The organism is Rhizobium binxianense, assembly GCF_028994275.1.
Classification (GTDB): Bacteria; Pseudomonadota; Alphaproteobacteria; order Rhizobiales; family Rhizobiaceae; genus Rhizobium; species Rhizobium binxianense.
The window spans coordinates 802392-823065 of record NZ_CP118713.1; the positions used below are offsets into that span (position 1 = coordinate 802392).

Here is a 20674-nt window from a genome sequence, read left to right on the forward strand (position 1 = left end):
GCATTCAGCCGCCCGTGCCGGCCCGCCCGAGATTGCCCCGCAGCCGATGCAGCATGTCGCGCATCTCGGCCATTTCCTTAAGCGTGCAGCCGGCGGCCTGGCCGATCGCCGTCATGATCGTATCGATCTCGCCCTTCATCGCCTCACCTCCAGGGGTCAGTGACACGATCACCTGCCGTTCGTCGCGCAGGTCGCGGATGCGCTTGATCAGCCCGCTCTGCTCCAGCCGTTTCAACAGCGGCGACAGCGTGCCGGAATCAAGATCCAGCTGCTCGCCGATTGTTTTCACCGGCAGTTCGCCGCGTTCCCACAGCACCAGCATCACCAGATATTGCGGATAGGTCAGGCCGACCCTGTCGAGGATCGGCTTGTAGGCGCGGGTGAAGGCATGCGCCGTCGCATAGACCGCGAAGCACAACTGCTTTTCCAGTCGCTTTTCCTCCTGCGGTATCTCCATGGTCTTTACCGTTTGCGCTTTCATATCCATCATCCCTGAGCCTGCGATTGTCTTCTTTTCGACGTCGAAATGCAATTTGCAAAATTCACTTGCGTACAATTTAATTGTGCGATATTAAAAATCCAACCCCATCGAAGGGCCAATCAAAAGGAGATCGTCATGCCTATTCTCTATACGACCAAAGCCTCTGCCACCGGCGGCCGCGCAGGCCGCGCCGTTTCCGAAAACGGCGTTCTGGACGTGACGCTGACCGTTCCCAAGGAGCTCGGCGGCGACGGCGCCACCGGCACCAATCCCGAACAGCTCTTTGCTGCCGGCTACTCCGCCTGCTTCCTTGGTGCCCTGAAATTTGTCGCGGGCCAGCAGAAGGTCAAGATTCCCGAAGACACAACGGTCTCCGCCAAGGTCGGCATCGGCCCGCGTGAAGATGGAACCGGCTTCGGCATCGAAGTGGCGCTGACGGTCAATATCCCAGGTCTCGACCGCGAAACCGCCGAAAAACTCGCTGCCGCAGCCCACATCGTCTGCCCCTACAGCCACGCCATGCGCACCTCGACCGAAGTTCCGGTCACGGTTGCCTGATCCAAGCGTTTCAGCAAGTGTGAGGGAGGGGCTTGCCGACCAGCCCCTCATCCGGCTGCCGCCACCTTCTCCCCGTAAACGGGGCGAAGGGACCATGCCGCGACCTCTCCGTTCCCCGCTGACCTCTCGCTTGGCGCGTCCCCTCTCCCGTAAAACGGGGAGAGGGTTAGGGGCCGCCATCGGCGCCAACCGGACAGCCGTGGCTCTCCCGGCCATCCACGCACACGCTGCGATACATGGCCGGAACGGCGACAGCTTTCTCGAAAGATCCCAGAGGCTGTCCGGCTCGCCCTATTCGCCCCTTGCCCGTTCGCTATAACGCGGCCGGCGCGGCGATCCGGCCGGCCTCGGCATTTCACTCGACATCCCCGACAACGCCTGCAGATCCTGCCGCAGCCGTCCGGCATTGCCGTCCGGCAGCGTGTCGTCGAGGGCCGCATGCGTCGCTTGCCAGATCGGCAGCGCCTTCGCCAGCGCGGCCTTGCCTTCGGCGGTGAGGCTCAGCAGCCGGCGGCGCCGGTCTTTCGGGTTCTCCATCACATCAACCCAGCCCTTGCGTTGCAGCGGCTTCAGCGCCGCCGTCAGCGTCGTCTGATCCATGGCGAGCAGGGCGGCGACCGGTCCCATCGGCGGCGGCTCCGGCCGGTTCAGCGACATCATCAGCGAAAACTGCCCATTGGTCAGTCCGGCCGGCCTCAGCGCATCGTCGAACAGCCGGGCCAGCGCGCGCGCCGCCCGCTGCACATGCAAGCAGAGGCAGGTGTCGCGCACCAGCAGCGTCGTGGAAAAGGGAATCTCGATCGAATTTGACATGCTCCATTTCTATTGATATCAATGTATTTAGTCAAGGAGAAGGAGCGTGCCGGAGGAGGGCGCATTCCATGCAGAATGAAGTTGTTTCCCGTGAGCAATGGCTGGAAGCCCGCCGCGCCTTGCTGCTGAAGGAAAAGGAGGCGACGCGGCTGCGTGACAGCGTCAACGCCGCGCGGCTGGCGCTGCCCTGGGTAAGGGTCGACAAGGATTATGTCTTCGATGCGCCGGAGGGAAAGAAATCGCTTGCCGATCTCTTCGACGGCCGCAGCCAACTGCTGATCTATCATTTCATGCTGGGTCCCGATTGGGATGCCGGCTGCCCCGGCTGTTCCTTCCTGTCCGACCATGTCGACGGCGCCCTGCCGCATCTCAACCATCATGACGTCACCTGGGTCGCCGTCTCGCGCGCGCCGCTCGACAAGATTGCCGCCTATAAGAAGCGCATGGGTTGGCAATTCCCCTGGGTCTCTTCCTTCGGCAGCGATTTCAATTTCGATTATCACGTCTCTTTCAGCCCGGAGGACCTTGCCAAAGACAAGGTCTTTTACAATTTCACGCCTATGCCGCCTGATGATGCAAATGACGAACTGCCGGGCCTCAGCGCCTTCTACCGCAACGACAAGGGCGAGGTCTTCCATACCTATTCGAGCTATGCCCGCGGGCCGGAGGAACTGATCGGCACCCTGATGATCCTCGACCGGGCGCCGAAGGGCCGCAACGAGGACAGCACGATGAATTTCGTGCGCCGCCATGACGAATATGAGGAGGCTCAAAAGGCGCCATCCTGCTGTCACTAAACTGGAGCAATTCCAGGCCACCATCACTCAAGGGAGAAGGATGATGAAGACCGCAGAAGTGCTAAAGGAACATTCCTTCCTGGAAAGGCTGGTCGGCGACTGGACCGTCAGTGCACCCGAAATGTCTGGCGGCGAGGACTGGACGGAGACCGTGCGCTCGCTGCACGGCATCTGGTTCGTCGCCGAAGGCACCGGCCGCATGCCGGATGGCAAGCAGGCGACCAGCATCCTGACGCTCGGCTACAACGCCGCAAAAGGCAAATATATCGGCAGCTGGATCGGCAGCATGATGGACTATATGTGGGTCTATGAGGGCGAGCTCGATGCATCCGGCGACGTGCTGGACCTCTACACGACAGGGCCCGACTTCAACGGCGAGGGGCTTGCCGATTACCGCGAGCAGATCGCCTTCGCCGACGCCGATCACCGCACCTTCATCTCCAGCGCCAGGCAGCCCGACGGTTCCTGGAAGCAATTCATGGAAGCACATTACGCCCGCAAGATCTGACAATCGCGGCGCTCAACCTTGAGAAAGGGGTTTCGAAAGAGAGGCCTCGGGAAAAGGGCGTCGAAAAAGGGAGAGTATGATGTCCGAGACGCATGGAAAGTTCATCTGGTGCGAGTTGATGACCCCCGACACAGCGGCTGCCGCGAAATTCTACAGCTCGGTCGTCGGCTGGACGACCTCCGAAATGAAGATGGAGGGCATGCCGCCCTATACGATCTTCGAGGCGAACGGCATCGGCGTCGCCGGCCTGATGGAATTTCCGGCCGAACTCGAGGGTAAGGGCATTCCACCGAACTGGACGGGTTATGTCGACGTCGACGACGTCGATCAGTCGGCCAAGGATTTTGCCGCCAATGGCGGTTCGGTCCGCCGTCCGCCGGAAGACATCCCGACCATCGGCCGCTTCGCCGTCGTCGCCGATCCGGGCGGCGCGGTGCTCTGCATCATGACGCCGGCGCCGATGGAGAAGCCCATGCCGGAACTGGCCTTCGACGCGCCCGGCAATATCGGCTGGCATGAACTCTATGCCGGCAACGGCAAGGACGCTGTCTCCTTCTATTCCAAGCTGTTCGGCTGGACGAAGGACAGCGAAATGGACATGGGTCCGATGGGCGTCTACTACCTCTTCGCTCGCAATGGCCGGCAGATCGGCGGCATGATGACCAAGCCTGACAATATGCCGATGCCCTTCTGGTGCTATTATTTCATCGTGCCGGCGATCGATGCCGCGATCGAACGCGTCACCTCAGGCGGCGGCAAGGTCGTCCACGGCCCGATGGAAGTCCCCGGCGGCAGCTGGATCATCCAGGCCACCGACCCGCAGGGTGCCTTTTTCTGCCTGGTGGCGCCGAAGCGATAGGTGTTTGGGCGTGCCGTACGGCACGCCCAACATTCACTATCCCACCGAAGCAAAGAACCCTTCCGGGTTCTCGACTTCTACCAACCGCTTCTTCTCGATAAACCAGAACCGGTTGCCGACCGCCCGCACGAAGCTGCGGTCGTGCGATACCAGCAGGCAGCTCGCCTCGTGCGCCATCAACTCGCTCTCCAGCGCTTCCTGCCCCTCGATGTCGAGATGGTTGGTCGGCTCGTCGAGCAGGTAGAAGTTCGGTTCCGTCAGCCTCAGCACCAGCATGCCGAGCCGCGCCTTCTGCCCGCCGGAAAGCTGGCCGATCGGTTTTGCCTGCATGTCGATCGTCATGCCCGCCCCAACCAGCAAGGCACGCGCCCGCTGGTCGCCGACATCGAAACGGCGGATGATCGTGCCGATCGGCGTGTCGGTGTCGGTGAGATCGGCAAGCGCCTGGTCGCCGTAGCCGAGAACCAGCGACGGTGTCGCCTTGATGCCGTCCCGCACCGTCTCCGGCGTTTCGATCGCCCTCTTCAGCATCGAGATCAGCCGTGACTTGCCGGCGCCGTTGAGGCCCAGCAGCACGATGCGGTCGCCCTGGCAGATGAATTGCCGGCCGGTCCGGAAGAGCAGCGTCCCGTCAGGCGTCGTCACCGCCGCGTCTTCCAGCGTCACCAGCACCTTGGCATGCGTGCCGCGGTTGGAAAGCCGGATGGCGCCGGCCGAGTGCTCCAGATGCGCCGGTTTTGCCGCATCCTCGAGTTTTTCCGCCCGCTGTCTCAACTGCTTCGTCTTGACGACGAGCAGGTCGCTGCCGGAATTGATGCCGATATTGTTGAGCTTCGCCGCTTGCTTGCGCAGTTGCTCGGCCACCTTCATGTCGCGCTCGTAGCGCCGCGCCTCGGAGGCATCGGCCTCATCGAGTGCGGCGCGTGCCCGGGTGTAGGGCAGGGCGAAGACCGGCGATTGCTCCGGCCGCAGAAAGAGCGTCCGGTTGGTCGTTGCATCCAGGAAGGCGCGGTCGTGGCTGGACAGAATGACCGGCACGTCGCCCGGCAGCGCATTCAACCAGGCTTCCATCTGGGCGATCTTTTCGAGGTCGAGATGGTTGGTCGGTTCGTCGAGCAAAAGCACGTCGGGCTCGCTCACCCAGGTGCGGGCAAGCATGGCCAGCCGCTGCCAGCCGCCGCTCAGCTGTTTCAGCGGCCGGCCGCGCATCACCTCAGGCACCTCGAGCGATTCCAGCACCACGTCGACGCGCCAGCTTTCGCTTTCGGCCTGATCGGCCGGCAGCGCCTGCAGCACCGCATCGTAGAACGGCGTGTCGAAAAGCCCGGGCGGCACATTTTGCGCGACATGGCCGACGGTCAGCCCGCGCGCCTTGGTGATCTCGCCCTCGCTCGGCTCCAGCGCGCCGGTGATGCAGGCAAGCAGCGTCGATTTCCCTCGCCCGTTGGCGGCGACGAGGCCGATGCGGTCGCCCGTGTTGACGACGAGATTGAGCTTGGAAAACAACGGATTGCCCAGCGTCACGCCGAGATTGCGGATATTGATGAGAGTCATGATCGTTCTCTGGTCTTGACCGGGTGGTCGGCACGATCCGGGGCGTTCAGCCATCACAGGATTGCGCGTATCAGGCCCGGGAAGTTACAGGAATGCGTGCTCGAATCTTGGGATACAGCGCCGCATTGGCCACGAGGGCAGACCAGGAAGAGATGTCGAGAAACGGTCTCTGGTCAGCCCTGCAAACGCATTTGCAGGGCGTTGACGGGACCACGCTGGCGATGATGCCGGAAATAATATTGCATTGCGTGATCCTCCTTTCTCGAAAAGGTTGCAAGGTGCAAATAACATTGCCTGCAAAAAGAGGCAAGAGGCCGGGGCGTGTCAGACAGCGCCGGAAGGCAGCTCCAGCCGCCGTGTGATCCCGATATTCTCAAGGAACGTCTCGTCATGGCTGACGACGAGCAGTGCGCCATCGTAAGCCAGCAGTCCGGCCTCGACTGCAGCGATCGAGTCGATGTCGAGATGATTGGTCGGTTCGTCGAGGATCAGCAGCGGCGGCGGTGCAAACCCCAGAACGCAGGCGAGGCCGGCGCGCAGCAACTGCCCGCCGCTCAGCGTCGATACGGTTTGTAGTGCCGCATCAGCCCTGAACATGAAGCGGGCAAGAGCCGCCCGGCAGGTGTTTTCATCAGCCTGCGGATTGATCCGGCGGAAATTGTCGCGGATCGACTCTGACGGATCGAGGATGCTCACCTTCTGGTCGAGCATCGAGAAAGCGGTCATGATTTTGACCATTCCACTCCAGGGTTCGAGATCACCGGTGACAAGCGCCAGCAACGTCGTCTTGCCCGAGCCGTTTCGACCGGTGACGGCAATACGCTCCGGTCCGGTTATGTCGAAGGAGAAATCGCTGATGACAGGGTCATCAGGCTGATAGCCCGATATCACCGCATCCATCTTCAGCACGATCTTGTTCGCTGGCAGCCCGGTCGCCGGCAAAGTTACTGACAGCGGCTGGAGGATCTCGATTTTTTTGCGCGCTGCTGTTGCATCTTCCAGTGCCTGAGCCTGCCGGCGCTCGGCGAGACGGGCATTGTCGCCGCCCGTCGTTTCGCTCCGTTCCTTCATTCCGCCGAGCATGATGCGCGGGATGCCGCCCTTGGCGGCCATCTTTCGTCCCGCACGGTCCCTGTGCGCCTGCCGCTCCACCGTCGCCTGAACGCTCCTCGCAACCTCGGCCATGCGCTTTTCCGCATCGGCGAGATCGTGCTGCGCGGCGGCGAGCGCCAGTGCCCTGCGCTCGCGATAATGGCTCCAGTTGCCGCCGTAGCGCGTCGCGCCGAGCGATGTCAGCTCCACGATCGCATCCACGCTTTCGAGCAATTCCCTATCATGGCTGATGATGATCGCACCTGCCTGCCAGCTCCCGATCAGCGCAATCACGGCTTCGCGGCCCTCACGATCGAGATTGTTGGTCGGTTCGTCGAGCAGCAGGAAATCCGGTTCCGCAAAGATCAGAGCGGCAAGCCCGGCACGCGTGCGCTGCCCGCCGGAGAGTGCGGCAAGTGGTGTGTCCGGCGGCACGTCGAGCCCGGTCCGATTGAGCGCCAACGCAATGCGGGCCTCCAGCATCCAGTCCGCGGATGCAAGCTCGTCGGCAGTCGCGTCGCCGGCTTCGGCACGGCGAAGAACGGCAAGTGCCCCGGTTGCGCCGAAGAGATCGGCGACCGTTTCCTCGGGCGCCACCTGAACGCTCTGGTGCAAGATGCCGAGGCTGCCGTTGACGGATATCGTCCCCGAAAGAGGACGAACCTCACCAGATATGAGCTTGAGCAACGTCGTCTTGCCGACGCCGTTGCGACCGACGAGGCCGGTCCGCTCCGCCCCGAAGCTCAGGTCAAGATTGGAAAAAAGCGACCGCCCGTCAGGCGCGGACCACGAAAGATGCGAGAGAGTGATGGATGCAGGCATGGATATGGATTTCCCCGTTGGCAAGGCAAGTTGGCGTTGCGATCGGGTTGAAATCCATTGCGGCACACATCCTGTTGAAATGGTCGATGGCAGGGAATTTAGGGACTGTGGCGGAAGGTTCAAGGCAAAGTGCCAACTTGCTGTCCCCTTTCCTCGACTGCTTCATCCTGAGAGTGACCGTCACCCTAACTTTACCGGGGTCGAGCCACTCGTCTCGCCCCGTCTTTCGGACCTCCGCAAGCGGGGCGAGGGAGGTGCCCTGCGAGAGCGAGATGGGAGCGGAGAGGGTGCGGCTTGGTCCCTTCGCCCCGCCCTGCGGGGAGAAGGTGCCGCCAGGCGGATGGGGGGCTTGCGGCACGCCGCAAACCCTACCGCTTCAAGCTCCCCAATATCCCGCGCACCAGCGCCCGGCCGACCTGGGTCGCCACGGTCCGCGCCACGCTCTTCATCGCCGCTTCCACCACCGTCTCGCGCTGGTAGCCGGAAGCCCGGCCGCGTGATTGGCCGCGGCCCTGATTGTCGTCATTGCCGCCGCCGAAGCCCGGCAGGGACCAGCCGGAGGTCGTGCTGCCCTGCTGAGGCGCTTCTTCCTGCGCCCGCTTGGCAACCTCGGCATCCGCTGCCTTCTTCGCCCGCGCCGCCAGCAGCTCGAAGGCGGATTCGCGGTCGACATCCTCGTCATAGACGCCGAGAACCGGGCTCCTGTCCATGATCTGCCGACGCTCGTCATCCGTCACCGGGCCGACGCGGCCGGATGGCGGGCGGATCAGCGTGCGCTCGACGATCGACGGTGCGCCCTTGGCTTCCAGCGTCGAGACCAGTGCCTCGCCGGTGCCGAGATTGGTGATGACGGTGGCGCAATCGAAGGCCGGATTCGCACGGAAGGTATCGGCCGCCGTCCTCACCGCTTTCTGTTCGCGCGGCGAATAGGCGCGCAGCGCATGCTGTGCCCGGTTGCCGAGCTGGGCGAGCACCGTTTCCGGCACGTCGAGCGGGTTCTGCGTCACGAAATAGACGCCGACGCCCTTGGAACGGATCAGCCGCACCACCTGCTCGACACGTTCGGTCAGCACCTTTGGCGCGTCGTTGAAGAGCAGATGCGCCTCGTCGAAGAAGAACACCAGCTTCGGCTTTTCGGGATCGCCCACCTCGGGCAGTTCCTCGAAGAGTTCCGAGAGCAGCCAGAGCAGGAAAGTGGCGTAAAGCCGAGGGTTCATCATCAGCTTGTCGGCGGCCAGCACCGAGATCTGGCCGTAGCCATTATTGCTTGTGCGCATGATGTCGGTGATCTTCAGCGCCGGTTCGCCGAAGAAGTGCTCGGCACCCTGCTGTTCGAGAACCAGCAGCGCCCGCTGGATCGAGCCGACCGAGGCCTTGGAGATCAGCCCGTATTGGTTGGAAAGTTGGCTGGCGTTCTCGCCCATATAGTTGAGCAGCGAGCTGAAATCCTTGAGGTCGAGCAACGGCAGCCCGCCCTGGTCGGCGATCTTGAAGGCGATGTTGATGACGCCTTCCTGCGGTTCGGAGGCATCCATCAGCCGGGCGAGCAGCAGCGGTCCCATCTCGGCGATGGTGGTGCGCACCCGGTGGCCCTTCTCGCCGAACAGATCCCAGAAGATCACCGGAAACTGGTCGAATTCATAGTCGCTGAAGCCGATCTGCTCGGCCCGCTTGGTGAGAAAATCCTTGGCCTCGCCCTTGGCGGCGATGCCGGAAAGGTCGCCCTTGATATCGGCCGCAAAGACCGGGACGCCGGCCCGCGAGAAGCCTTCGGCCAGCACCTGCAGCGTCACCGTCTTGCCGGTACCGGTGGCGCCGGTGACGAGGCCGTGGCGGTTGCCGAACTTCAGGTCGAGATATTCCGGCTTGTTGATGCTGTCATCGGGATTGCGGCTCGCGCCGATGAAAATCTTGCCTTCCTCGATCATTCGGAATGCTCCCTTGGGGCTCTGCCGCCATTTATGAGAAGGCTTGCTTCCGCCGCCTTCATCGAACCATCGTTTCCCTGTTATAAGCAGGGAGATGGGTACGGACAACTGTTTGCATTAAAAGCCAAACTGGACAAAGTGCCGCCCGGGGAGGGCCGGCTTGAGTTGCTGTGGAATTTCGAATAACGTTGACGTTAACGTCAAAAATAGGAGGCTGACGATGAATGAAATTGTGACCCAGATCGCCGATCGCGTGGGTATTGCGCCTGATTTGGCCGAAAAGGCGCTCGGCATGATGCTTGGCTTCCTGCAGCGCGAAGCCGCCGATGGCCCGGTTGCCAAGATGATCGAAGCGATCCCCGGCGGCGCTGATCTCGTCGCCCAGTTCAATGGCGCAGGTGCCGGCGGCGGCGGCCTGCTCGGCGGGCTGATGAGCTCGCTCGGCGGCGGCGGCATTATGGGCCTCGGCCAGCAGCTGATGAGCGAAGGCCTCGGCATGGGCGAGATCACCTCGCTCGCCAAGGAGACCATCGCGATCGCCAAGCAATATGCCGGCGAGGAGGTCGTCGACGAGGTCGTAGGCTCTGTTCCGGGCCTCAGCCAGTTCGTTTGAAATAACAGATCATCAGGAGCCTCGCTTCGCGGCGGGCTCATTGTTCTCGCCCCGGAAGCATCGAGGTGAAGAGTAAGCGCTGTCCCTTGGATAGAAGGAGAGCCCATGACCGTCTGGCGCCCGTCGCAGCAGATCAGGGTAAAGGTGATCGGCCTTGCCTGGCGCGAGGATCGGCTGCTGGCTGCGGAAGTGGAGGATGACAGTGGCCGCATTAAGGGTGTTCGCCCGCTCGGCGGCGCAATTGAGTTCGGCGAGAGCCGCGAGAAGGCCCTGCACCGCGAATTCAGGGAGGAACTCGAGACCGCCATCCGCATCGTCGGCCCCTGGCATCTGCTGGAAAACATCTTCGAGCATCATGGCGCGACCGGCCACGAATTCATCTTCGCCGCCGACATTGAACTGGCCGACGCATCGCTCTATGAGCGCGACGAAATCCGCTATTCCGAGCTCGACGAGATGGCGGCGACGGCTCGTTGGTTCGGCCGCGATATGCTGCGTGACGCCGGCACCGACCTTTATCCGACAGGTCTCGAGAACCTGCTGCTGCGCTGGCGCGACTGAGCCTGATATCGCACCACTCCGAGGCCGCGTCGGCCGATCACCAAACTTTGATCGTCAACGCGTCGATCGGCTTCCAAGGTCTGGCCAATCCATCCGGCTGCGTGCGTCGCAAGATGGAAATCGGCATCGACCGACCCTACGTTAGGTGATGCCGGATTTTTTCACTGGTGGCCGGATCGGCTGGAACGGTGCATCCCCGCTCGTTTCATATCGGCCAGATCAGAAGGAATATGGTCATGCGTACGTTGATTGCAGCAGCCTCGATCATTCTCCTCGGCTTTGCCGCTCCTGCCTTCTCCCAGGCCCTCGGCGACATGGATAATAGCGGACGTTTCGGCGGCATGCCGCCCGGCACCGTGCCGGATGCGGAATCGGGCGGAATCAGGATTCCTCTCGATCTCGCTCCCATTGAAAGCGATAATATCACCGTCGTCATCCCGTCCGATCGGACGGCTTGCCCGCGTCCGGGAACACGCCAGTATCGCGCGGCCGAACGCGACGGCACGCTAAGCGACGCCTGCCGCTGACGGGATAGTCCCGGATCAGAAAGCAGGACCGGCTATTTGCCGTTCTTGTGCAGCAAAACGCCGAGTTCATGCCACCGCCGCCCGTCGCGCTCGATAAGCACGTCGGCACAGCCCGGTCCCATGCTGCCCGGCGCGTAGCTGTCAGGCACGCTCTCATCCTCAGCCCAGATATCGAGGAAGGGCTGCACCGCCGCCCAGCCGGCCTCGATGCCGTCGGCGCGCTGGAACAGCGTCTGATCGCCGATGAAGAGATCGTAGAGCAGCGATTCATAGCCTGTGGTCTTGCCGATATCGAATTTGTCGGCATAGCGGAAGTCGAGAGAGACCGGCGTGGTATCGACCGAAAGCCCCGGCGCCTTGATCGAGATTTCCATGCTCATGCCCTCGTCCGGCTGCACCTGGATCACCAGGCGGTTCGGCGGCAGGCGGCGCTTGACGTCGGTCTCGCGAAACTGCGCGAAGGGCACCGGCTGGAAGGTGATGACGATTTCGGTGTCGCGCGCCGTCAGCGCTTTGCCGGTTCTGAGGTAAAAGGGCACGCCTGCCCAGCGCCAGGTATCGGCATAGAGCTTCAGCGCCACATAGGTTTCGGTCCGGCTGTCGGGCGAAACATCCTTGCTGTCGCGATAGGCCGGAAGCTGAGCGCCATTGAGCGGGCCTGCCGTATAGGCGCCGCGCACGCCGTGCGTCTTGGCCTCTTCTGGCGTATAGATGCGCAGCGCCTTCAGCACCTTGCTCTTTTCGTTGCGGATCGCTTCGGCGTCGAAGCTGTTTGGCGGCTCCATGGCGATCATCGCCAGCAGCTGGAAGAGATGGTTTGGCACCATGTCGCGCAGCGCGCCAGTGGCATCGTAGAACTTGCCGCGGCTGCCGACATCGACGATCTCGGCGGCGGTGATCTGCACATGGTCGATATAGCGGCTGTTCCACAAGGATTCGATCATCATATTGGCGAAGCGCGCCGTCATCAGGTTCTGCACCGTCTCCTTGCCGAGGAAATGGTCGAGCCGGTAAACCTGGCTTTCCCCGATCTGGGCGAGGATTTGCGCATTCAGCGCCTGCGCCGAGGCGAGATCGGTGCCGAACGGCTTCTCGATGGCGACGCGGCGGAAGACCCCCTCCTTTTCATCGGTCAGGCCATGGGCGGCGAGCTTCTCGACGATCGTGCCGAAGAAGGATGGCGGCACCGCGAGATAGAAGGCGGCATTGGCATTCGGCCCCAGCCGCTTGCCGATCTCGACGAAAATATCGTCCTTGGTGAAATCCCCTGATGTATAGGAAATGCGCCGGCGCAGGCTTTCCCAGGCTTCGTCCTTCAGCGTCGGCTCTTCGCCGCTCAGATGGTCGAGGAACTGGTCGAGCCGCCCGCGCAGAAACTCGTCGTCACCCGGCTCGATGCCTATGCCGAGAATGTGGAGATCCTCGCCGACGAGGCGTTCACGCGTCAGATTGATGATCGCCGGCACCAGCAGGCGGCGTGTCAGATCGCCCGTGGCGCCGAAGATGACGAGGGTGACCGGCGGTGTTGGGGCAGCGTCCATGTGTGTCATCTCCTGAGATTTTCCGGCCGACTATAGTCCGTGCCGGTTTTGCCGCAAGCACCATGCGAGGTGAGGGATAACGAGCATTTGACACCCTCCTGGGCGGCCTCAACCCTTCACCACCACCATGAAAATCCTCGGAAACCTGAGCAGCACCCGCCCGTCCGACATCTTGGGATAGGCTTTTTCCACCTGCTTGAGGTAATCCGCCAGAAACGCCTCGCGATGCTCTTCGCCGGCCTGGGCGAGATAAGGCATCAGCCCGGTTCCCTTCACCCATTCGACGATCGCGGCAGCATCCGCCATCGGGTGATTGTAGATGGTATGCCAGATATCGACGCGCGCGGCTTTGGCGATCAGCCTGGAGTAATAGGCGGATGGCGCAGGCAGCCCCTTGCGGCGCACGCTCTTTCCTTCGAAAGCAGTCCTCCACGGACCGGCATGGGCGGTCTCCTCCATCGCCAGATGCGAGGGTTCGCCTAGATTGTCGGGCATCTGCACGGCAAGTACGCCACCTTCGGACAGCCCGTCCATCAGCCGGTCGAAAATATCGAGATGGTCGGGCAGCCATTGGAAGACGGCATTGGCAAAGAGCAGGTCGGCTGGTTCAGCTGGTCGCCAGCTGCCAAGATCGGCCTCGACGAAATCGGTGCCCGGAAGCCGTTTGCGCGCCGCCGCCAGCATGTTCGTGTCGCTGTCGAGGCCGGAGACGCCTTCGGCCCCATAACGCTCGATGATGAGTTCGGTCGAATTGCCCGGCCCGCAGCCGAGGTCGACGGCGCGGCGGATGCTTTGCAGCGGCACTTGCGCCAGAAGGTCACGTGCCGGTCGTGTGCGTTCATCCTCGAATTTCGCATATTGGCTGGCAGACCAGGCCATGGCGTTCACTCCTGATGTCAGGCCACATCCCATGTGGCGGAGGCCGATCCCGTCGATGTTGCGGCCGTCGAGCTTGACGATCTCGCAGGCGACGTTATCGGAAACGAAAGCACCCCGACCTTCACGCCGCAGACACGAGTATTTTGTCCACGCGCCTCCCGTCGAGATCGACGACTTCGAAGCGCCATCCGTCTCTCGTGAAGCTCTCACCCAGTTCCGGCAGATGTTTCAACTCTTCCAACACCAGGCCGGCCACAGTCTGATATTCGAGATCGTCATCGAGCTTGAGATTCAAGAATTCGGCGAATTCGTCGATCGGCGTCCAGCCGGACACCAGGTACGAACCGTCGTCTCGGCGAGCGATGGCCTGTTCGTCGACAGGTCCCTCCTGCAGAGCCCCCATGATCGCTTCCAAAATGTCGCCCGACGAAACAATCCCCTCGAAATGGCCGTATTCGTCGAAAACCAGCACCATGTGAACCGGCGATTTCCGGATGGCTTCAATCACATTGATCGCCGTTGAAAGGTCTGAAACCACCGGAACGTCCTGCGTCAGAGCCTTGATGTCGGCACTGCCGTGTTCGGACATCGAATCGTAAAAGTCCTTGACCGGAAGGATACCGATCACCTCGTCCGAACTGCCTTTGCGAACGGGCAGCCGCGACCGCTTCGTCCTGTGCAACTGGGTGCGGATTTCATCAAGGCTGTCGTCAATATCAATAATTTCGACGTCTCGTCTGGGTGTCATCAGCGCGCGGGCAGTGCGGTCCGCCAGCCGCATCACACCTGATATCATCGCGGACTCTTCGCTTTCGATAACGCCAGCCGACTGCGCCTCGGCCAGAACGGTCTTGATCTCTTCGTCAGAGACATTGTCTCCACCTTTTCCCGCTTGGCCCAAGAGCTTGAGGACGAGATTTCCGGAAGCGTTCAGAAGCCAGACGAGGGGCAGCGCAATTTTTGAAAGCACCGCCATAGCCGGCGCCACCTTCGCCGCAACCGCTTCGGGTTCTCGCAATGCGATCTGCTTGGGAACAAGTTCGCCGATGATCAACGAAAGATAGGTGATTGCCACGACGACCGAGCCGACGCCAACGGCATCGGCGGCCGTCGACGACAATCCCTGGGCTTCCAGCCATCCGCTCAGGCGGCCCCCGAGTGTCGCCCCCGAAAAAGCGCCGGAGAGAACACCGACCAGCGTGATGCCGATCTGCACCGTGGAGAGAAAGCGACCGGGGTGTTCGGCAAGTTTGATTGCTTGCGCTGCGCCTTTGCTCCCATTGTCGGAGAGAACCTTCAGGCGGGCTGGCCGAGAAGACACAACGGCCAGTTCCGACATGGCGAGCACACCATTCAGGATGGTGAGAAACGCCACAATTCCAATTTCCAGAAACACAGGGACCCTATTCTTTGAGGTTGCAATGCCGCATTCATCAGGCGACGCGGCGAGGCGCGGTCGTCGTCACGAAGGACCGCTCCTCTGAAGTGGAAGTCATATGCCGTCGGTAAGAGGGAGCCGGCCATACGAGGCCTGTCATCGGCAAAGCGGAAAGCGGCCCTCTCAGCGCGAACCGTGATAGACCCGAGGTGAGGCGGGCATCGCCACGCCGTCTACAGCGGTCACCCGCGTCCTCGGCCGGGAGATCCCGGTTCGAACGGGCGGAGCTTCTACTGGATGGGTCGCTGTCAGGCATGGCGTAATTTTGAAGGTGAAACGCTATCGGCGCAAGAGGCGCCGGGCGAAAATCCTTATAGCGTCTTGATGTGACAGTTTCGACAACGGCAGCAGCACCGCGTTCTGGTTGACGATTTTAGGAGATTTTTCGTGTTTCGCAGCGATGCAGGAACAACCGTGTTGGCGTATTCTGCAAGTGCCTTGGCATACCTCGCCAGTGATCGAGCACCGAACGGGCCTTAAGATTGTCTCTCCACAAATAGGGGTTGCTAACGTTTCTAGCACGTGCCGTAAGATCCTATCGTCCGATAGACAGGTGCCCTGTCGCCAATTCTGCCCGGCAAGCCTCACCAAAATCGAGGAGAAAGTTCATCGCGCCGGAACGGGCAAGATCCCGGATTTCGGAGAGTGAGCGATTGGGCGTCAAATAGGTTTCGACGATCCTTACCATTGCCAGCTCGGCTGCATCCACGACCGGACGGGATGAGATCAGACGCATCTGGGCGACCAGTGCATAAAGCAGCACGAGGTCGGAAACGTCGTCCTTCTGGTGGCTTAGTGCGTCACCGTAAAGCCGCGTGGCTTCAGCGATGAAATCGGAAAACAGCTTTTCGCGTTTGACAGCCTCGGCTTCGCGTTGCTTTTCCTTCACCTGTGATCGATGCGTCATCCAGGTGGAGGCAAACGAGGTCAGGCTGCCAATCGCGATGCCGGCGAGCCCCATCAGAGCAGAGATGTATGCGTCCATGAGATTTCTCCTCTTGGAACGAGCCGGGGTGGGCACCACGCAAATGACAGAGTGGTTGCCCGCGAGCCTCGCGGCCTATTCGGCAAGCGGAGGACCCACCCACACGCCTGATGGTATTGCGGGGATACAATTCGCCAATCCCTCGAGCATGCCTTGCAAGACGCTCTCAGTCAGCTCCTCCATCTTGTCGCTGGGGCCGACGAGGCGATCCGCCAGCAGCAAAGTTAGACCGTGCATTTGGGACCAGAAAACAAGAATCGCCCCATCGAACGTGCGGGTATTCGCCTCAGTATCTGCAATTGGGTGCCCGAGAGCGCCGTCGGAAATCGCGTCAACGATAAGGGCTTTCATGCTGTAGGCCGCAGTTCTTTCGATCAAGGGACGCCCATCGTCCTGACCGAGGTAGCCGCCGAACATCAATCTGTAGAGCGCCGGATTGTTAACGCCGCCGGAGACATATGCGCGTGCCATAGCCGCCAGCCGCTCGCTCGGACTGTCGAGTTCCTTGGTCGCTTCGGCCATCCGCTTCGCCAGTAGTTCGAACCCAACCGCCGAGACGGCTGCCAGCAATTCGCGCTTGTCGGCGAAGTGTTTGTACGGGGCGTTGTGACTGACGCCCGCCCGACGTGCGAGTTCACGAAGCGAAAACTCCGTGCTTTGAGACTCGCTGAGGACGTCGAGTGCGGCCTCTACGATGGCCCTATGCAGATCGCCATGGTGGTACGGGCGCGGGTCTTTCGTGGAAATGTCTTGGGTCATGCCATCCATTTAGATTGTTAAGTTGCTCTCGTCAACATTCTGACGGGGTATGTTGACATTGTCCACTCTAGCACTTAAGTGGGCGATGTCAACATATGCTGCGGCCGATCTGGAACGGCAGTGGGATCAACAACCGAGGTAAACTGCATGACCCCTCAACATCCCGTCAAAAACAAGAGGCACCGCATAGCGGAGCGTCCGCCATTCGAGCGTATCGCGCTGCTGTTGCAAGGCGGAGGGGCGCTCGGTTCATATCAGGCCGGCGTCTATCAAGCATTGGCCGAAGCCGGTCTGCATCCTGACTGGGTCGCCGGCATCTCCATCGGTGCCATCAACAGTGCGCTGATTGCGGGCAATCCGCCAGAAAGACGAGTGGAGGCGCTCAGGAGCTTCTGGGAGACGATAACCGCCCCGGCTCACGGGTTTCCCACTCTGTTTTCGGCGATGCTAGGGACGATGGGACTCCAGGGTGATTTCGCGCGTGGCCTGCTCAATCAGGCACACGCCTTCGCCACCCTTATGGACGGCGCCGCGGGCTTCTTCACGCCCCGTCCAGTGCCACCCTTCTTTTCCGCCGCCGGCAGCATCGAGGCGGAAAGCTTCTACGACGTCGCACCGCTGAAGGCGACGCTGGAACGGCTGGTGGACTTCGACCGCATCAATACAGGCGCCATGCGTTTCAGCGTCGGCGCCGTCAACGTGCGCACCGGCAACTTCGAGTATTTCGACACCACGACCCACACTATCCGCCCCGAACATATCATGGCTAGCGGCTCCCTGCCGCCTGGCTTCCCGGCGACGAGGATCGACGGCGAGTGTTACTGGGACGGCGGCCTCATCTCCAACACGCCGCTGCAATGGGTCCTCGATAACGCGCCGCGCCAGGACACGCTGGCCTTTCAAGTCGATCTTTGGAGTGCGAGTGGCGAGTTCCCGCGTGACCTTCTCGGAATCGAACTGCGGCAGAAGGATATTCGCTTCTCGAGCCGCACACGCGCGGCGACCGACCATTTCAAGACGCAGCAGCGGCTGCGCCGCGCACTCGGCCATCTGGTCGAACTCGTCCCGCAGGACGCGCTGCTGCAAGCCGATCCGGAGATCAAGCTGCTCGTCGATCAGGCCGACGAGAAGGTCTACAACATCGTCCAGCTCATATATCGCGCCAAGAAATACGAAGCGAGCTCCAAGGATTACGAGTTCTCCCGGCTGACGATGGAGGAGCACTGGGCCTCCGGCTACAACGACGCCCTTCAAACATTGCGCCACCCCGAGGTGCTGCAGCGGCCCGGCACGCCGGACGGCGTCGCCATTTTCGACTTCGATTGAGATTTCACCCAAAGAGAAGAGCACGACCATGAAGATCGCCGCAGTCCGCGAAAATGCCTTCGCGATGCCGCTCAACAACCCGGCCTATCCGAGGCCACCCTACAAGTTCTACAACCGCGAATTTGTCGTCATCAACTACCGGACCGATCCGGAGGCCCTGCGCGCCGTCGTGCCGGAGCCGCTGGAAGTGATCGGCGACACCGTCGCCTATGAATTCATCCGCATGCCGGATTCGACCGGCTTCGGGGACTATACGGAAACCGGGCAGGTCATTCCGGTGCGCTTCACGAGGCCATCGGGCAAGGTGCAGGAAGGCAGCTACGTGCATGCCATGTACCTTGACGACAACTCTCCGATCGCCGGCGGCCGCGAGATCTGGGGCTTTCCGAAGAAGCTGGCGACGCCGAAGCTGTCGCACGAGCAGGAGACGCTCGTCGGGACGCTGCACTACGGCTCGGTTTTGTGCGTGAGGGCGACGATGGGCTACAAACACCGCGAACTCCCGCTGGAGCCGCTGGCAAAGGCGATGGCGAAGCCCGCCTTCGTGCTGAAGGTCATCCCGCACGTCGACGGTTCACCCCGGATTTGCGAACTCGTGCGCTACTATCTCGAGGATGTGACGCTGAAGGGCGCATGGGTCGGACCTGCCGCCCTGCAATTGTTCGAACACGCAATGTGCGACGTCGCGCGTCTACCCGTGCGCGAGGTCACGTCGGCCAGCCATTATATCGCCGACCTGACGCTCGGCCTCGGCGAGGTCGTGTTCGACTACCTCCAACACGACTGATCTCCCGCAATTGAAAGGAACTATCCATGTCTGGATTTGATGGAAGAGTGGCTGTTATCACCGGAGCTGCGAGCGGCATCGGCAAGGAAATCGCGCTTCGCTTCGCAGCCGAAGGCGGCATTCCCGTGATCGCCGACCTCAATCTTGACGCCGCGAATGCAACGACGGCCGAGATCAAGGAGAAGGGCGGCGATGCCTTCGCCGTGGCGATGAACGTCGCCGACGAAGAGCAGGTGGAAAAGGCCGTCGGCGAGGTGATCTCCAGGTTCGGCAAGATCGACGTGCTGGTCAGCAATGCCGGCATCCAGATCGTCAAGCCGCTGGTCGACTTTCCCTTTGCGGACTGGAGAAAGCTGCTTTCGATCCATCTCGACGGTGCCTTTCTGACCACTCGCGCCTGCCTCAAGCACATGTATGCCGCCAAATACGGCCGGGTGATCTACATGGGTTCCGTGCACTCCAAGGAAGCCTCGAAGCTGAAGGGGCCCTATGTCACGGCCAAGCACGGACTGATCGGACTGGCCAAGGTACTGGCAAAGGAAGGGGCCGAGCACAACGTCACGGCCAACGTGGTCTGCCCCGGCTTCGTGCGCACGCCGCTCGTCGACAAACAGATCCCCGAGCAGGCGCGTGAACTCGGTATCAGCGAGGAGTTGGTGGTCAAGACGGTAATGCTCAAGGACACGGTCGACGGCGAGTTTACCAGCACCGATGACGTGGCCGACGCCGTTCTCTATTTCGCGGCGGCCAGATCCAATGCCGTAACGGGTCAGTCGCTGGTCGTGAGCCACGGCTGGTTCATGCAGTAGGACCCGACTGCGGCAAGCGGACGACACCCTTTGCGGTGCCGTCTGACAGAAACACTCCAGCACCCCGAACTACCTCTACCTCGCGCCGAGCTGCAGCGCGCTCGCGCTATCTCGTTTAGTGTCAAAGGAAATGAACATGGAAGTCTGTAATGGTTTGCACCGGCCCTTCACGAGGGCCCGGCGACCTGCGGCGGGTACGAACCGCTCTGTCGATGGCGCAGGCGCGCATGGAGTGACGACGTTGCTGCGGAATGTCGTTCAGACTGCCGCGTTCGGCGTTCTTGTGGGATTCGCCACGCTGCCGACAGCCCGCGCGGATGAACCGGCACCTCCGTTCAAGCCGGCGATCAGCGACGAGGCCGCGACTGCCATTTCGCAGATGGCAAGGGCGCTGCATGCCAGGGACATGTCGATCACGGCAAGAACGGTCAGCGTCTATCTGGACGAATCCGGACAACCGCTTCACATTTTCCATACGATCAAAATTGCCGCCCGCCGGCCCGATCGGATCGCCGTCGAGTTTATCGGCGATGACGGCAGACACGATCTATTCTACGACGGCAAGAAAGCTTCGGTCTTCTTTCCCGACAGAAAGAAATATATGACGATCCCCGCGTCGGGCGACATACCGTCCGCGCTCGACGAGATCGCAGACAAGCTGGATCTCGATTTTCCGCTCGGCGTCCTTTTTGCAGGCTCTCCGGACGAAGTTCTGCTGGGCGATGCCATGGCAGCCTGGCAGGTGGGCACGGCTACCGTCGACGGGATCGAGTGCCGGCATCTGCTTTTCTCGCAGAAGTCCGGCATCGATGTGGAATTGTGGGTCGAGAAGAATGACGCGGCGACGCCTCATCGCCTGGTCGTCACCTACCCGCTGCTGCAGGGTCAACCAAGCTTCGTTGCCGAATTCACCAGTTGGAAGACCGAGCCTCGTCTATCGGATTCCGAATTCATCTTTGAACCTCCCGCCGATGTGAAAAAGATCGACCCGACACCAGCCGTTGCGTCGGGAACGGAAGGGAGCAAGTGATGAATTA

The 20674-nt window shown here is 61.5% G+C and carries 21 protein-coding genes; 11 read left to right on the forward strand and 10 right to left on the reverse strand.

Translation table 11 applies throughout. From position 1 onward, the window contains the following. Window positions 1-4: 4 nt before the first annotated feature. Window positions 5-490, reverse strand: coding sequence for a MarR family winged helix-turn-helix transcriptional regulator (locus tag PO860_RS03965; protein WP_183606131.1), 486 nt, complete (start codon window positions 488-490; stop codon window positions 5-7). A 126-nt stretch (window positions 491-616) separates the two neighbouring features. On the opposite strand from PO860_RS03965, the gene PO860_RS03970 reads away from it, so the two are divergent. Beyond that, on the forward strand, window positions 617-1039 hold the full coding sequence (locus tag PO860_RS03970) for an organic hydroperoxide resistance protein (RefSeq protein ID WP_003580247.1): 423 nt from the start codon (window positions 617-619) through the stop codon (window positions 1037-1039). Between the two features lie 291 nt (window positions 1040-1330). Here PO860_RS03970 and PO860_RS03975 read toward each other — a convergent pair whose 3' ends face one another. Then, window positions 1331-1852: a MarR family winged helix-turn-helix transcriptional regulator gene (locus PO860_RS03975; protein ID WP_272783229.1), complete on the reverse strand. Its 522-nt coding sequence runs from the start codon at window positions 1850-1852 to the stop codon at window positions 1331-1333. 68 nt (window positions 1853-1920) lie between these two features. Here PO860_RS03975 and PO860_RS03980 point away from each other — a divergent pair, with 68 nt between their 5' ends. The 3 genes from PO860_RS03980 to PO860_RS03990 all read left to right on the forward strand — a co-directional run bounded on the left by PO860_RS03980 (window position 1921) and on the right by PO860_RS03990 (window position 4016). After that, window positions 1921-2649 carry a DUF899 domain-containing protein gene (locus PO860_RS03980; RefSeq protein WP_273883287.1) on the forward strand — a complete coding sequence of 243 codons (729 nt, stop codon included), beginning with the start codon at window positions 1921-1923 and terminating at the stop codon, window positions 2647-2649. 40 nt (window positions 2650-2689) lie between these two features. Then, entirely contained in the window at window positions 2690-3157 is a 468-nt protein-coding gene (locus PO860_RS03985; protein ID WP_275038185.1) for a DUF1579 domain-containing protein, read from the forward strand. Between the two features lie 79 nt (window positions 3158-3236). Further along, window positions 3237-4016, forward strand: a complete 780-nt coding sequence (locus tag PO860_RS03990; RefSeq protein ID WP_272783232.1) for a VOC family protein — start codon at window positions 3237-3239, stop codon at window positions 4014-4016. 36 nt (window positions 4017-4052) lie between these two features. Here PO860_RS03990 and PO860_RS03995 read toward each other — a convergent pair whose 3' ends face one another. From PO860_RS03995 to PO860_RS04005, 3 genes are all read right to left on the reverse strand, one after another. After that, complete coding sequence (locus tag PO860_RS03995) at window positions 4053-5570, reverse strand: ABC-F family ATP-binding cassette domain-containing protein (protein WP_272783233.1); 1518 nt, start codon at window positions 5568-5570, stop codon at window positions 4053-4055. Between the two features lie 324 nt (window positions 5571-5894). Continuing rightward, complete coding sequence (locus tag PO860_RS04000; RefSeq protein ID WP_272783234.1) at window positions 5895-7484, reverse strand: ABC-F family ATP-binding cassette domain-containing protein; 1590 nt, start codon at window positions 7482-7484, stop codon at window positions 5895-5897. Between the two features lie 368 nt (window positions 7485-7852). Further along, window positions 7853-9412, reverse strand: a complete 1560-nt coding sequence (locus PO860_RS04005) for a helicase HerA-like C-terminal domain-containing protein (protein ID WP_275038186.1) — start codon at window positions 9410-9412, stop codon at window positions 7853-7855. Window positions 9413-9632: 220 nt separating this feature from the next. On the opposite strand from PO860_RS04005, the gene PO860_RS04010 reads away from it, so the two are divergent. The 3 genes from PO860_RS04010 (at window position 9633) to PO860_RS04020 (ending at window position 11113) form a co-directional block, all read left to right on the forward strand. Continuing rightward, window positions 9633-10025 (forward strand): hypothetical protein, encoded by a 393-nt coding sequence (locus tag PO860_RS04010; RefSeq protein ID WP_272783236.1) that lies wholly within the window; start codon window positions 9633-9635, stop codon window positions 10023-10025. Window positions 10026-10130: 105 nt separating this feature from the next. Continuing rightward, window positions 10131-10586 (forward strand): NUDIX hydrolase, encoded by a 456-nt coding sequence (locus tag PO860_RS04015; RefSeq protein WP_272783237.1) that lies wholly within the window; start codon window positions 10131-10133, stop codon window positions 10584-10586. Between the two features lie 236 nt (window positions 10587-10822). Then, window positions 10823-11113, forward strand: a complete 291-nt coding sequence (locus PO860_RS04020; protein WP_183606141.1) for a hypothetical protein — start codon at window positions 10823-10825, stop codon at window positions 11111-11113. A 32-nt stretch (window positions 11114-11145) separates the two neighbouring features. On the opposite strand, the gene zwf is transcribed toward PO860_RS04020, so the two are convergent. From zwf to PO860_RS04045, 5 genes are all read right to left on the reverse strand, one after another. Then, window positions 11146-12654 carry a glucose-6-phosphate dehydrogenase gene (zwf, locus tag PO860_RS04025; RefSeq protein WP_275038187.1) on the reverse strand — a complete coding sequence of 503 codons (1509 nt, stop codon included), beginning with the start codon at window positions 12652-12654 and terminating at the stop codon, window positions 11146-11148. A gap of 108 nt (window positions 12655-12762) precedes the next feature. Further along, window positions 12763-13533: a trans-aconitate 2-methyltransferase gene (tam, locus tag PO860_RS04030; protein WP_273884174.1), complete on the reverse strand. Its 771-nt coding sequence runs from the start codon at window positions 13531-13533 to the stop codon at window positions 12763-12765. Between the two features lie 121 nt (window positions 13534-13654). Next, entirely contained in the window at window positions 13655-14929 is a 1275-nt protein-coding gene (locus PO860_RS04035; protein WP_183606144.1) for a hemolysin family protein, read from the reverse strand. 577 nt (window positions 14930-15506) lie between these two features. Continuing rightward, entirely contained in the window at window positions 15507-15956 is a 450-nt protein-coding gene (locus tag PO860_RS04040; protein ID WP_183606145.1) for a hypothetical protein, read from the reverse strand. A 75-nt stretch (window positions 15957-16031) separates the two neighbouring features. Continuing rightward, window positions 16032-16715, reverse strand: coding sequence for a TetR/AcrR family transcriptional regulator (locus PO860_RS04045; protein WP_183606146.1), 684 nt, complete (start codon window positions 16713-16715; stop codon window positions 16032-16034). Window positions 16716-16862: 147 nt separating this feature from the next. On the opposite strand from PO860_RS04045, the gene PO860_RS04050 reads away from it, so the two are divergent. From PO860_RS04050 to PO860_RS04065, 4 genes are all read left to right on the forward strand, one after another. Further along, window positions 16863-18041 carry a patatin-like phospholipase family protein gene (locus PO860_RS04050; RefSeq protein ID WP_275038188.1) on the forward strand — a complete coding sequence of 393 codons (1179 nt, stop codon included), beginning with the start codon at window positions 16863-16865 and terminating at the stop codon, window positions 18039-18041. 28 nt (window positions 18042-18069) lie between these two features. Further along, window positions 18070-18828, forward strand: coding sequence for an acetoacetate decarboxylase (locus tag PO860_RS04055; RefSeq protein WP_275034574.1), 759 nt, complete (start codon window positions 18070-18072; stop codon window positions 18826-18828). A 26-nt stretch (window positions 18829-18854) separates the two neighbouring features. After that, window positions 18855-19637: a 3-hydroxybutyrate dehydrogenase gene (locus tag PO860_RS04060; RefSeq protein ID WP_275034576.1), complete on the forward strand. Its 783-nt coding sequence runs from the start codon at window positions 18855-18857 to the stop codon at window positions 19635-19637. Window positions 19638-19773: 136 nt separating this feature from the next. Next, window positions 19774-20667: a DUF2092 domain-containing protein gene (locus tag PO860_RS04065; RefSeq protein ID WP_183606659.1), complete on the forward strand. Its 894-nt coding sequence runs from the start codon at window positions 19774-19776 to the stop codon at window positions 20665-20667. Window positions 20668-20674 lie beyond the last annotated feature (7 nt).

Excerpts from the sequence above, each read along its gene's own strand:
- tam (WP_273884174.1), bottom strand. The coding sequence starts at position 13,533 with ATGGCCTGGTCTGCCAGCCAATATGCGAAATTCGAGGATGAACGCACA.
- PO860_RS04045 (WP_183606146.1), bottom strand. The coding sequence starts at position 16,715 with ATGACCCAAGACATTTCCACGAAAGACCCGCGCCCGTACCACCATGGC.
- PO860_RS04020 (WP_183606141.1), top strand. The coding sequence starts at position 10,823 with ATGCGTACGTTGATTGCAGCAGCCTCGATCATTCTCCTCGGCTTTGCC.
- PO860_RS03975 (WP_272783229.1), bottom strand. The coding sequence starts at position 1,852 with ATGTCAAATTCGATCGAGATTCCCTTTTCCACGACGCTGCTGGTGCGC.
- PO860_RS04050 (WP_275038188.1), top strand. The coding sequence starts at position 16,863 with ATGACCCCTCAACATCCCGTCAAAAACAAGAGGCACCGCATAGCGGAG.
- PO860_RS04040 (WP_183606145.1), bottom strand. The coding sequence starts at position 15,956 with ATGGACGCATACATCTCTGCTCTGATGGGGCTCGCCGGCATCGCGATT.
- PO860_RS04010 (WP_272783236.1), top strand. The coding sequence starts at position 9,633 with ATGAATGAAATTGTGACCCAGATCGCCGATCGCGTGGGTATTGCGCCT.
- PO860_RS04015 (WP_272783237.1), top strand. The coding sequence starts at position 10,131 with ATGACCGTCTGGCGCCCGTCGCAGCAGATCAGGGTAAAGGTGATCGGC.
- zwf (WP_275038187.1), bottom strand. The coding sequence starts at position 12,654 with ATGGACGCTGCCCCAACACCGCCGGTCACCCTCGTCATCTTCGGCGCC.
- PO860_RS04055 (WP_275034574.1), top strand. The coding sequence starts at position 18,070 with ATGAAGATCGCCGCAGTCCGCGAAAATGCCTTCGCGATGCCGCTCAAC.
- PO860_RS04060 (WP_275034576.1), top strand. The coding sequence starts at position 18,855 with ATGTCTGGATTTGATGGAAGAGTGGCTGTTATCACCGGAGCTGCGAGC.
- PO860_RS04005 (WP_275038186.1), bottom strand. The coding sequence starts at position 9,412 with ATGATCGAGGAAGGCAAGATTTTCATCGGCGCGAGCCGCAATCCCGAT.
- PO860_RS03965 (WP_183606131.1), bottom strand. The coding sequence starts at position 490 with ATGATGGATATGAAAGCGCAAACGGTAAAGACCATGGAGATACCGCAG.
- PO860_RS03990 (WP_272783232.1), top strand. The coding sequence starts at position 3,237 with ATGTCCGAGACGCATGGAAAGTTCATCTGGTGCGAGTTGATGACCCCC.
- PO860_RS03995 (WP_272783233.1), bottom strand. The coding sequence starts at position 5,570 with ATGACTCTCATCAATATCCGCAATCTCGGCGTGACGCTGGGCAATCCG.
- PO860_RS03980 (WP_273883287.1), top strand. The coding sequence starts at position 1,921 with ATGCAGAATGAAGTTGTTTCCCGTGAGCAATGGCTGGAAGCCCGCCGC.
- PO860_RS04000 (WP_272783234.1), bottom strand. The coding sequence starts at position 7,484 with ATGCCTGCATCCATCACTCTCTCGCATCTTTCGTGGTCCGCGCCTGAC.
- PO860_RS04065 (WP_183606659.1), top strand. The coding sequence starts at position 19,774 with ATGGAAGTCTGTAATGGTTTGCACCGGCCCTTCACGAGGGCCCGGCGA.
- PO860_RS03985 (WP_275038185.1), top strand. The coding sequence starts at position 2,690 with ATGATGAAGACCGCAGAAGTGCTAAAGGAACATTCCTTCCTGGAAAGG.
- PO860_RS03970 (WP_003580247.1), top strand. The coding sequence starts at position 617 with ATGCCTATTCTCTATACGACCAAAGCCTCTGCCACCGGCGGCCGCGCA.